This is a genomic window from Paenibacillus sp. PK4536 (assembly GCF_028594455.2).
Lineage (GTDB): Bacteria > Bacillota > Bacilli > Paenibacillales > Paenibacillaceae > Saccharibacillus > Saccharibacillus nuruki.
The window spans coordinates 3,589,359-3,603,635 of record NZ_CP126313.1 but is presented as its reverse complement, the minus strand read 5'-3'; the positions used below and the strand labels follow the sequence as shown (position 1 = coordinate 3,603,635).

General features: G+C 38.4%; 2 protein-coding genes. Both read right to left on the bottom strand.

The genetic code is table 11. From position 1 onward, the window contains the following. Positions 1–13 precede the first annotated feature (13 nt). The gene (locus PO903_RS16025) at positions 14–6,451 is read right to left on the bottom strand and encodes a non-ribosomal peptide synthetase (RefSeq protein WP_273593925.1); all 6,438 of its coding nucleotides are present in this window, start codon (positions 6,449–6,451) and stop codon (positions 14–16) included. Positions 6,452–6,493: 42 nt separating this feature from the next. Then, positions 6,494–14,257 carry a non-ribosomal peptide synthetase gene (locus tag PO903_RS16020; protein WP_273593924.1) on the bottom strand — a complete coding sequence of 2,588 codons (7,764 nt, stop codon included), beginning with the start codon at positions 14,255–14,257 and terminating at the stop codon, positions 6,494–6,496. Between the last annotated feature and the right edge of the window lie 20 nt (positions 14,258–14,277).

Below are 14,277 nucleotides of genomic sequence, written 5' to 3'. Positions count from 1 at the left end.
ATTGGCTATCATGTTACAACTGTTCCATACTTTCTACTTCACGCAGCAACTCTTCAAAACGTCGCAGTTCTTCTTGCTCTTGTATGATTTGATCGGCTGTCCATTCAATAGTAGGATATTGGAAAAAATGACGCAGATCTAATTGTATCCCCCACTTCTCCCGTAGACGTACAATAAACAATGATGCATTCAACGAATGCCCACCTAGCTCAAAAAAGGAGTGTTGAATTCCGATCTGTGATTGTGGTTGATTTAAAATATCCGACCATATTTCAATTAAATCTTGATCCATTTCATGACGTGGAGCGATATAATCTGTTAATGCAATCGTTTCGGTCTCTATATGGAGTAAAGCATTACGATCAATTTTGCCATTAGGTGTTAATGGCATCTTCTCTATGAGTGCAAAAGAAGAAGGAACCATATAATCAGGCAACTGTGAAAGTAAATGAGTCTGGATCTCAGCCAATAACGAAATGGATGTAGAATCCACTAGTACCAAATAGGCAGCTAATGTATACTGATCAGCATGATCTTTAATTGCTAACACAATCGCTTCATTGACTGCGGGTAGAAGGGTCAATATTTCTTCAATCTCTCCAAGCTCGATTCGATGCCCTCGAACTTTAACTTGATGATCTATCCTTCCCAAAAATTCGATCTCACCTGAAGGTAACCAGCGTGCCAGATCCCCTGTTTTGTACATTTTGGACGATTGAGCTTGACCTGTAGATTCTGCATAGATAGACGCATTGCTTTCAGTGACTAAAAGTCCATAAGGATCATCTACAAACTTTTCAGATGTAAGAACATCCTGTTTCCAATATCCACGAGCTAACCCTTCACCAGCTATACATAACTCCCCGGCTATACCGATCGGTTGCAATTGACCTTGTCCATTTACAATACGAATCTGTGTATTCAATATAGGATGTCCAATTCGAATAGCAGAAGCATCTGTTAATTCATACATTGCTGACCAGACAGTCGTTTCTGTAGGACCATACATGTTATAAATTCGCAGGTTTTTAAATGATTGCACAGCTTGTAGTAAAGATAATGGCAAAGCTTCTCCACCAATTAAAAGTTCTTGCACATTATTTAGACACTGCGCGTCTTCTTTACTATTCATCAACATTTGTAGACGAGAAGGTGTCATTTGGATCATATGAATCTGATGATGTCGAATCAATGCTGCTAAAAGATGCGGATTTTTTTGATGTACTTCTTCTGCTATAACCACAGTCATACCGCTAGTTAATGGAACGAGCGTTTCTAATACAAAAATATCAAATGATAGTGTAGTTAAAGCAAGCACTTTATGACCTGCTGTAAAATGAAGTTCTTGTCGCATTGCTGTAATGAAATTCACTACCGATTGATGTTGAAGCATCACGCCTTTGGGCTGTCCAGTAGATCCAGAAGTATAAATAACATAAGCTAAATGTTTCGAACGAACCGGGATTGGTAGATGTAATTTTTGAGTCGATTCTGTAGCCCATTCTCGATCGTCTACCATAATCATTGTTCCTGAATATTCCCAGTCTTTTACAAGGTTACGTTGAGTGATTAATAGGGAAGCTTCACTATTTTCTAACATATACTGCACACGAGCAGCTGGATAATCAGGATCAATCGGTACATAAGCACTTCCTGATTTCAGGATAGCCAGTAGACTAATAATCATCCAATCAGAACGTTCAGTCATAAGTCCAATCAAGCGATCTGGTCCTGAACCATGACTGATTAACAAACGAGCTAGTTGATTCGCCTGCTCATCTAACTGTTGATAGGTCAATTGATGCTCAGACCACATCAGAGCAATCGCATTCGGAGTCTCTTGTGCTTGTTGTTCAAACCATCCATGAATGGTCATCTGATCTGCATAAGCTACTGGAATTGGATTGAATTGATACAATAGTTGTTCTTGTTCACCCGAAGTTAACATATGAAGTTCAGACAATCGAGCTTCAGGAGAATCAATAATAGCAGTTAATAAACACAACCAGTGCTCTGCTATATGTTGAATCGTTTCTTGCTTAAATAAGTGGGTGGCATATTCCCACTGGAATTGAAGTTGCTGTTCTTGTTCTTCTACTTGTAGAGTCAAATCTACTTTGGATACTGCTGCATTGTATTCATAAGCTTTCCACAGCACATCTTTACTTGCTGTATCATCAAATTCCATCGTTTGTACAATAAGCATCGTATCAAATAATGGATTCCGGCTTAAATCACGTCGCAAAGCTAACCCATCTATGATTTGTTCAATGGGTACTTCTTGATTTTCAAACGCTCCAATAGATAGTTGTTTGATCTCGTCTAGAAATTGAATAAATGTGCTATCTGGTTGGGGTTGACTCCGTATCGCTAACGTATTGACGAACATCCCTACGATCGATTGAACATCAGCATGTGATCTTCCAGCAATAGGTGAGCCTGTAATAATATCTTGTTGACCTGTATATTTATGCAACAATGTATGGTAAGCCGCTAATAACAACATGTACAAAGTAACTCCATAATCAGAAGCTAATTTTTTAAGTTGTCGTGTTTCGGAGGCACTAAGCGTGCATAAAAAATGATCACCTTGAAATTGTTGTAACGCAGGTCTGGAGAAATCAGCAGGTAAATTCAAGATAGGCAATTCTCCTGATAACTGATCTAGCCAATATTGAGTTTGTGTACCCATACGATCTGAATGTGTCTGTTGCCATACTGCATAATCTTTGTATTGAAGCTTGAGAGCAGGTAAGGACTGACCTTCATACAGGCGATTAAATTCATCTGTAATAATAGTCAACGAGACTCCATCCGCGATAATATGGTGCATATCAATCAGCAATGCGCTTCCGCCGTTTACAAACTGTACGACGGTTGCACGTAACAAAGGAGCTTGACTCAGATCAAATGGACGTATAAATGTATCAATAATTGAATCGAATAGATTATGTTCAGCATGAACAATGGATTGATAATCCAAGTCCGATCTTGTAACTTCAAGTTGAAAATGTGATTGAGGATGAATATGTTGCACAGGTTGTTCGTGTACCATTGTAAATGAAGTACGGAACGATTCATGTCGTTGAATCAACTGTTCAAAAACAGACTGTAAACGTGAAATATCTACATGTTGCTCTGTCAGAAGTACATGTGGAATATGATATGCAGAACTGTGTTGTTCCAACTGATCCAAAATAAGCAATCGGCGCTGAGCAGAAGTTACAGGATAATAGGGCTGTTCAGGTGCAGGTTGAATCGACGTAGTTAGTTCATATTCACTTGTTGTAATGAATCTAGCTAGGTCGCGTAATATAGGATATTTAAAAATCTGACGTAACGGTACATCCACCTGACATTGTTGATGAATCAAAGCAACCAGTTGAGATGCTTTTAAAGAATGACCACCTAGTTGAAAAAAGGAATCTGTAGCACTAACGACTTTGACATTCAGCAACTTTTTCCATATATCAGCTAACTTTTCTTCTATTGCACCAGAGGGTTCTACATATTCAGTAGATGTTTGATCCAGTTCTATATTTTGCAAATAGCGACGATCAATTTTGCCATTAGAAGTCACAGGGATATGCGTAATCATCATAAAATGAGTAGGAATCATGTAGGATGGTAGTTTGCTAGCTATACGTGCACGAATAGCTTCTTCAAGTAAAATGTCTTCTGTATCACTCACTAGATAAGCACACAATACCGCTTGTTGCTGATCATCACGACGATCTAACACAACACATTCTTTAATCGATTTGTCTTCCAAAAGAATGGCTTCGATTTCTCCTAATTCGATGCGGTACCCACGAATTTTCACCTGATGATCTAAGCGTCCCATGTATTCGATATTTCCGTCAGGTAGCCAGCGTGCAAGATCACCTGTACGATACATACGTTGCTGAGGTTGATGTGGAATAGGTACAAACTTTTCAGAAGTAAGTTGCTCCCGATTGAGGTATCCTCTAGCTAATCCTACCCCGGCAATACATAATTCTCCTGGAACACCAATAGGCTGTGGAAGCAGAGCTGTGTTCATAATATACAATTGAGTATTATCTATAGGACGTCCGATAGGGATAGACTGTATATTGTTGTCTTGGTGTGAACAATCATAATAAGATACATCAATAGTAGCTTCAGTAGGACCATATAAATTAATAAGACGTGTATTATTCGTTTTATAAAGAAGATCATTAAAGCGATTGACTTGTTGCACTTGTAAAGCTTCTCCACTCGCAAATACATAACGAAGACTGGATAACCGTTCTACTTCTGCTTTTAGTTCAAGATGTTCTAGAAAAACAGATAACATCGATGGTACAAAATGAATCGTAGTGACTCCATACTGAGCAATCGCTTGTGCAATCATAGCAGGATCTTTTTCCGCTTCCGGTTCTAAAAAGACTACGCTTGCTCCCTGTGTGCTCCACCAGAATAATTCCCATACAGAAACATCAAAACTGTAAGGTGTTTTTTGTAAAATAACATCTTGTGAAGTCAGCGGATACTGCTTTTGCATCCAGTGGATTCGATTCACTAAAGATCGATGTTCAATCATCGCTCCTTTAGGATTTCCAGTGGTACCGGACGTATAGATGACATAAGCGAGATGAGAAGGTTCTACTAGAATAAGATCATCCTCATGATACGCCTCGTTCTCATCAGGCGTTATTGTATCTACCGTAATCAAATGAAGATGTTCAGGTAAACGTGATTCATGCTGAACAGTAGTCACTACTACCTGTGCTCCACTATCTTGAAGTATAAATTCCAAGCGTTCTTGCGGATGAAAAGGATCAAGGGGAAGATAAGCAGCACCTGATTTGAGAATTGCTAGTAGACTGACCATCATATAATGAGAACGTTCCATCATAATGCCTACAATGTCATCAGGGCGAACACCTTGAGCACGTAACAGCCGAGCCAAGTCACTCGATTGCTTATCCAATTGGGTATAAGTCAGTGAAGTATGCCCATCTCTTACAGCCAATTGATCTGGTGTACGTTCCACTTGTTCTGCGAACCACGAATGAATAGTAAGATGAGAAGGATATTCGGCATCTGTAGCATTGAACTCCTCAACCACTTGAGTCCACTCATGAGGAGTCAGCAATTGGATACGCGACAACTCTATATCCGGTGTATGTATAATTTGTTCAATAACACGGGTTAAATGATCTGCCATACGAATCATAAATGATGACTCATAACGATGCAGATTGTATGAAAATGAAATTTCTAATTCCTGACCCGGTACCACCATAACGGTCAAATCATAATTCGTTTGTTCAAATCCGTCGACGTCTGTAATCTGTAAGCTTGCATTACCGTTTTCATCACCATGAGTAATTTCTTCAGATAGCGGATAATTTTCAAAAACAAGAATATGTGACAATAAATTTTGCTTCAATATAGATTGATTCTGAAGTTCTGCAAGCGACTGATAACTGTAACGAGTCCCTTCGTTCATAGCAGACTGCATCTGTGCTAATAATGATACAAATGTCTGTTCTTCCTTGCTTTGTACTCTTACAGGTAAAGTATTAATAAATAAGCCTACCATTTCTTCGATTCCTAAAATATGTTCAGGCCTTCCCGAAACGACAGCGCCAAATACCACATCGCGACGACAATTATAACTCTGGAGCATCACTCCCCATGCTGCTTGAAATACAGTACTCACAGTTACTTGATACTGCCTTGCTAATTGTTCTAGCTGATGAGTTAACTGTTGATTCCAGCGAAAAGTATGCTGTTCTAAATCAAATGCCTGTGAATTTTTATCTAATGAACGTATATATCCAGGAATAACCGTCTCTTGATCTAATCCTTCCAAATAATTGTTCCAATAAGTAGAAGCTTCCGTCTTATCTTGACGTTCTATCCATTGAATAAATTGGCTAAATGGATAGACGGTCTCTAATTGAACAGTTGTCTGATCACGTAAAGACGTATAGATAGCAAAGAAATCTTTAGCTACAATGCCTAGACACCAACCATCCATTATAATATGCGGGAAACTCCATACTAATTTTGATATCCCCTCTTTCCATTGAAAAAGAGTGATACGCAGAGGAACATCGCTCTCCAGATCGAACCCGGATATACGATCTTGTTGCTGAAATTCTGTCAGTAGTTGCTGTTTTTGAGCGTCCGAGTGCTGGCGAACATCCTTGATTTCCACACGAGGTGCTTCACGCTCTTTTAAAACGACTTGCAAAGGACGTTCTGTTTCTTTATGCAGAAAAATCGTACGAAAAACATCATAACGATTAATAATCTGTTGCAGACTTTGTTGAACCCAATAAGGGTTCAACGTTTCCTGCAAAGTAATAACATTTTGCTGAAAATAAGCATCTGAATCTGGATCTAATAATGAATGATATAGCATGCCTTCTTGCATTGGAGATAATGGATAAATATCTTGAATTTGTGGCTGACTCAAAGTGCTCATCCTTTCTGGATTAACATACCTTCTGACTGAAAATCATTTCAACTTTCCGCTTAACATGTTGCTAATCTGATCCAATTGACCAATTGAAAGCTGATTATATGTGAAATCCGTAGGACTCTGTTCTGTCGTCTGCTTACCTGTACAATGATCAATCAACTTCAGTAAATAGTGCTGATACTGTTTGGCCAATTTCGCTATAGTCGCTGGAGTATACTGATGACGATTATAATTAAAGGTCATTTTCAGCTGTCCATCATTAACCATCCCATTAATATCCAATGTAAATGCACGTTTCATTTCTGGATGGATTTCTATTCCTACGGATAAAGGAGAAGATTGAAGAAGACGTTGTGATGATTCGTTACTAGCTTCATCAAACTGACCTAAATAATTGAAACTAATTGCTGGTTCTTGAGCAGTACGTAGCTTCTCCAAAGGTAGTGATTCCTGTTCTAATGTTAAATAACGAAGAATACCATATCCTATACCTTGGTTCGGAACTCTCCTCAATCCATCTTTAATTTCTTTCAACTGATATCCCAGATCATCCGCATGATCTATATTCAAAATATGTGGATACATAACGGTAAACCATCCAACTGTTCTCGAAATATCTATATTGCTGAACAAAGACTCACGACCATGACCTTCTACGCTGACATGAATCTGTGATCGACCGCTCCATTCATAGAAAGTAAGCCCTAATGCTGTCAGTAAAATATCATTGATTTCGGTATTATAAGCATGGTTGGTCTGTTGAAGTAGACGCTGAGTATCCTCTTTACTTAGAGTCATTACTTCTTCACGACTATCTTGTTCATATCCATCATCTATAACAGGCATATCTTGTGGCAACGGTTCTTGTTTCTGTGATGCCCATGTATTCCAGTATGCCAACTCTTCTATTGCTTTTTGTTCATTAGAGTATTGGTCTAAACGTGCTGACCACTCTGCATAAGAGTCGCTTTTGGAAGGGAATTGGATAGACTGTTTTTGTAAAATTTGCTGATAGCCTACTTCCAAATCTTCCAATAAAATTCTCCATGACACGCCATCTACCACCAAGTGATGAATGACAATGAACAATTGATCTTCTTCTGGCGCTTGAAATAGAGCTGCACGAATTAAAGGTCCTTGCTCTAGATTCAAACTATGCTGAAGACGATCTGCTATTTGCTCTATCTGTTCATACGCTTGTGTCTGGGAGTATTGAGAATAATCATGTGCATCTAACAGGTATAAATGTTCTTCTTTTATACTGCGATGTTGTGCAGATACAATGTCTTTATGCTGCTTATATACCATTCTCAAAGCATCATGATGTTCAACCACTTGCTGAAATACTTGATTCAGTACATCTATATCTATTCGGTTAGTACTTTGAAGCATGACTGCTTGATTATAATGTTGATGTTGCCCCAGATTATATTCAAAGAAACGTTTTTGAATAGGTGTAAGTAGAGCTTCACCTTGTACTTCATCCTGAGAAATTTGACGCTCTACTTTCTCAATATAAGGAGCAATACTGACAATATCTGAGTATCGGAAAAGATCCCGAATTTCCATTTTGAGTCCTTGACGATTAAGACGTGATGCTATTTGTAAAGCCTTGATTGAATCGCCACCATATTCAAAAAAGTTATCTGTGATGCCTACTTGGCGAATGCCTAGTACTTCTTGCCATACGTTAGCTAATATCTGTTGTACCTCAGTCTGCGGAGCTTCATAAGCTTGAGTATGACGCTGATTGAGATCAGGTTCAGGTAATGCGCGACGATCAATTTTACCGTTAGCAGTCACTGGCATATGATCCAAAAATACAAAATGAGCTGGAATCATATACTCAGGAACATATAGAGCCAAGAAAGAGCGTAATTCGGCTATATCTACTACTTGATTCAAATCAGGCACGATATAAGCGCACAGTTCTTGTCCTTCATCAGAGACTTGACGGGTCATTACATGTACTTCACTAACGACTTCGTGACGGAATAAATGAGTCTCAATCTCACCCAATTCGATTCGATACCCTCGAATTTTCACTTGATGATCAATTCGCCCTAAATATTCGATATTTCCATCGGGCAACCAACGAGCGAGATCTCCTGTGCGATACATTTTTTGACCGGGTACAAATGGATTCTCGATAAATTTCTCTGCTGTTAATTCAGGTCGATTCAAATATCCTCGAGCCAACCCTACTCCTGAAATGCATAGTTCTCCAGCAACTCCAATAGGTTGCAAATGATACTGTGCATCTACTATAAATAATTGAATATTATCTATAGGTTTACCAATAGGTACTTTTACAACTTCGTTTGTTGAAGGGCAATCATAATAACTGACATCTACTGTTGCTTCCGTAGGTCCATACAGGTTAATAAGTTCTGCTCCATAATGAGTTGCAATTAAACGATTAAATCGTTCTACTAATCTCACTGGTAAAGCTTCTCCACTTGCAAAAACGCGGCGAAGGCTTCGAATTTGATGAATACGAGAAGAATTTTCTAATACATCTAGAAAAGCAGATAGCATTGAAGGTACAAAGTGCATAGTAGTCACATGATGCTTTTCTATTTCAGTTAAGATAATCTCAGGATCTTTTTCTCCTCCTGGTGGCAATAAAACTACTTTAGCGCCTACTTCTCCCCACCAGAACAGTTCCCATACCGAGACATCGAAGCTGAATGGAGTCTTTTGCAATATCACATCTTCTGTTCCCAAAGGATAGCGATTTTGCATCCATTGCAGACGATTGATCACAGAATGATGTTCAATCATAGCTCCTTTAGGGCGACCTGTTGAACCCGATGTGTAGATAACATAAGCAAGATTTGTAGATTGACTCATAGGCGATAGATCATGCATATGTTCATCGTACATTTCTGATTCTTCTAATATAAAAGTAGTCCCAGCAAAAGCGATGGATTCTCCAAGATGAGATTGTCGTAATAACCATGAAGTCTGGCTATCCTCTAAAACAAATTGAATACGTTCTTCAGGATGTGAAGGGTCGATCGGTAAATAAGCGCCCCCTGCTTTGAGAATTCCTAGAATACCAACCACCATTTCAAGTGAGCGTTCTACCATCAGCCCAACAATAGCATCAGGTTCTACACCTTGATTGCGTAATTTCATGGCTAACGTATTCGCTCTAGCATTTAATTCTGTGTACGTGATCTGACGATCTCCACAAATTAAAGCAATATGATCAGGTGTTTTGTGTACTTGTTTTTCCCATAGTTGATACAACGTATCCTGCTCAGCATATGGAGCTGCTGTATGATTAAATAAGAACAATTGGTCTTGCTCTTCTTTTTGCAATAGAGGTATATCTGCTATAGATGTTTCTGGATTAGAAGCAATAGCTATTAAAATCGCCATATAATGATTAAGCATTTGTTGTGCTGTTTCTATACGAAATAATTTAGTAGCATATTCTAAAGAAACAATTAATTTATCTGTAAATTCTTCGACATTTAAGGTTACATCAAATTTGGCAATACCCATTTCGAAATCAACCGGACGGAAAGTTAGGTCTTCTACTTCGATCTGTTTCATACCCGTATTTTGGAGAACGAACATGACATCAAATAAAGGATTACGACTAACATCACGGCGCAAATTCAAACGTTCGACCACTTCTTCAAATGGAATATCTTGATGCTCATAAGCTGTTAACGTCTGTTGCTTGGTCTGTTCAAGCAATTGCATAAATGTCTGTTCAGGGTCTATATGAGTACGAATTGGTAATGTATTAACAAACATACCGATGATTTGCTCAATATCTGGATGAGGTCTACCTGCAATAGGTGAACCAATCACCAGATCTTGTTGACTCGTATAGCGATACAACAAACTAGCATAAGCAGCTAACATCACCATATAAAGAGTCGTTCCAGATTTGGCACATAACGCATACAATTCCCGAGTCAGTTCAGGCTTCAATTCCTGTATCAGACTACTGCCTTCAAAATTTTTCATAACTGGACGACTCCAGTCAGTTGGCAGATTGAGTACAGGAACATCTTTGCCCTGATCAAATAGTTGTTCCCAGTACGGGAGTTGCTTTTCTCTAGTCTCTTCCATCATGCTTTGTTGCCATACCGCATAGTCTTTATATTGAATACGTAGCTCTGGTAATTCTTCTTGCGCATATAAACGGCTAAATTCTTCCACAAATACTTCTATAGATATACCGTCTGTAATAATATGATGCATATCTGCAAGCAATATATGATGATCATTAGCAACCTCAATAAGTTCTACACGCAGTAATGGTGCTTGATCCAATGAAAATGGACGGATAAAAGATTCCATCAGTTGTGCTGGATCTGCAAAATCATCTTCACGATAACTGACTTGAAAATCAACCTGAGGATGAATTTTTTGTACAGGTTGTCCATCGACAAAGTGGAAAGAAGTACGTAACGATTCGTGACGTTCAACCATAGCTGCAAATGCTTTTTCCAACCGTGTTTGATCTAATTTCCCCTGTAATTCTAATACAGCGCTCATGTTATAAGCTTGCTGAGTATCGCCTAACTGATCAATAATGAACAGTCTTTTTTGCGCTGATGAAACATCATAATATTCTTGAATAGGTGCTACTTCAATTTCAGTGTAACCTGTATCTTCAGCACCTCTTACTAGTGGTGCCATTTGACGTATGGTTGGATAAGCAAATACATGACGTATAGGTAATTCAACACCGAATTGCTTGGTAATCCGTCCAACTAACATTACTGCTTTGAGTGAATGTCCACCCAGTTCAAAAAAAGAATCGTCAATTCCAACACGATTAATACTCAATACGTCTTCCCAGATTTGAGCCATTTCTACCTCTGTTGTATTACGAGGTTTGGCATAAGAAGAAGTCGTTATTGGCGAATCGGTCGGTGCAGGAAGCGCTTTGCGATCGATTTTACCATTTGGCGTAAGTGGTAAAGTCTCTAGATGAACAAAATGCGCAGGAATCATATACACTGGAAGTTGTGCTAGCAATATTGTTCGTAATACTTGAATATCAATTGTTCCTGTAACATAGGCACAAAGATATTTATCTCCTTGTTCATCTCTACGATCGGTTACAATAGCTTGCTCAACCATCGACTGAGCTAGCAGTACAGATTCGATTTCGCCTAATTCAATACGATATCCTCGAATCTTCACTTGATAATCGATTCGTCCAATAAAATCAACCTGCCCATCAGGTAACCATCGTGCTAGATCACCTGTACGATATAATCTACCTTTTTCAGAAAAGGGATTTGTAATAAATTTCTCTGCGCTAAGTTCAGTACGATTCAGGTATCCACGAGCAACAGACTGTCCACCTATACATAATTCACCGGCTACACCTACAGGAACTGGACGAAGATACTGATCTACGATATAAAAAGAATGATTGGCCAGAGGTCTTCCAATAGGTACATTACCGCTAACTGGTAAATGATCTGCGTCCTCTTCGTAAAAACTAGAATCAATCGCTGCTTCAGTGACTCCGTAACTGTTCATAATACGCATACGTGATCCAAACCGTTCAAGTAAGACTCGATAATCTTGTACACTACAACTATCTGAACTGGTAATTAATAATTTCATCGTATCCAGTTGAATATGTTGCTCATATATTTCTTTCATTAGAGGTAAAATTAAAGCAGGTGTAGATTCAAATACAGTAATTTGATGTTTGACAAGATATTGTGATAATGCAGAAGGATCAATCCGAACGTCTTGCGGACAGATCACCATTGTTCCTCCATTTAAGAAAGTACGTGCCATGTCTCCTGCAAATACATCGAAAGAAAAGCTAGCAATTTGCAATAACTTTACTGCAAATTCTTTCAGACGATAGTCATCTCGATATCCGTATGCTGTGTTCACATATTGACCGTGTTCAATCATAACGCCTTTGGCATTGCCTGTTGTTCCAGAAGTATAGATGATGTAAGCAAGGTCAGAATCATCCACACTTTCGTTTTCTACAACAGCCGTAGTTTCACGTTCTTTTAACTGATCGATATATATCGTCTGACCTGTATAGTTACTATTTTCCAGAGCAGATACCAGATAAGATTGGCTTATTAAAAGTGCTGTTCCACTATCTTGTAACATATAAGCAATGCGTTCTGAAGGGTACGTGGGATCAACAGGTATATAAGCACCACCTGATTTCATGACTGCAAGTGCTGCAATAATCATTTGTGCCGAACGTTCAACCAGAATAGCTACTGGATGACCACGACGCACCCCTTGCTGTTGTAATACTTGTGCCAGTTGATTCGCACGTGCATTTAATTCGTTATAACTAAGTTCTTCATACTCATCTATAACTGCTATATGATCAGGTGTAAGCAAAGCTTGTTGCTCAAATAAGGCATGAAATGTAGTTGGTACACGATCTGTATGTGGACCACTCCAATTTTCAAGAATGATCATAGATTCTTCTTTTGTCATCATATTGATTTCGATAAGAGGTCTTTCAGGTGACTGTATTGCTTGTGTTAACACTTGTATCAAGTGTCCTTCGATCTGCTTCATTATAGATTCATCATATTTTTGACGATTATAAGATAACAAAATAGTAAATTGTTCTGCATCTTCGATTTCAATATTGAAATCATACGGTGTTTGTTCAGATAAATGAGCATTTGTGATATGAAAACCTAGCTTTTCAGCCCATTCATTTTGTTGGACAAGATCTTGTAATGGATAATTTTCAAATACCATAATATGATCAAGCAGTTGTTGCTTCAATTCACTACGAGATTGAATTTCGGCTAATGAACAATAATCATATGTCTGCGCTTCGATCATCAATTGACGAATGTGTCTAAATAATTGTGCAAATGTCTGTTCACTCGACATCTGAATACGCACTGGAATGGTGTTGATAAATGAACCTACCATTCGTTCAATCCCTTGAATCTGTGGTGGCCGACCTGAGATCACCGTTCCAAAAACTACATCTTCACGCTGATTATATCTACCAAGGATAACTCCCCAGACCGCTAGAAAAAGATTACTTACTGTAACTCCATAAGATTCACTTGTTTGACGAAGCAAACGACTCAATGGAACACTTAACTGAAAAGAATACTCTCCTATTTCATAGGAAGATGTAGGTTTAATTTGAAAATCGCTTTTCCCAGTTAAAGTACTGATAGAAGGAATTGTTGATTGTTGATCATATCCTTGTAATAGGTTCTCCCAATAGGACTGAGCTTCTTCTTCATTTTGTTGTTCTAACCATTTGACATATTGACTGTACATAACAGGTTCAGCTAACTGAATAGTCTCACCATTACGTAGTGCTGCATAAATAGTCAATAATTCTTCTAGAACAATCCCCAGACACCAACCATCCATAATAATATGGTGGAAAGTAAAAAGAATAGTATATTGTTCTGTTCCTGTATGAAGTACAGAAATACGTATTAATAAATCTTTAGTTAGATCAAATGGAGTCTGACGATCTTTCTTTATCTGCTCTGCTACATCATCTGAAGTGTGCATCCCATCTATATATTGAATAGAAATAGAACGTTCTTTAAAAATAATTTGACGAGGACGTGCCATATTTTTGTGATACAAATTGGAACGCAACGTTTCATGGCGCTGAATCACGGTTTGCATACTTTGCTCTAACATAGAATGATCCAATTCGCCTGTAATAGATAATTGTACTTGTTCGATATAAGCGGATGAATCAGGCTCCATCATCGAATGAAATAACATGCCCTCTTGTAGCGGTGTAAGATAAACCATTTTTTCAATTTCAAGACGCTTACTCATGATGAGCCTCCCTGAATATA

Coding starts and splice junctions, on each gene's coding strand:
- PO903_RS16020 (WP_273593924.1), bottom strand. CDS start 14,257: ATGAGTAAGCGTCTTGAAATTGAAAAAATGGTTTATCTTACACCGCTA.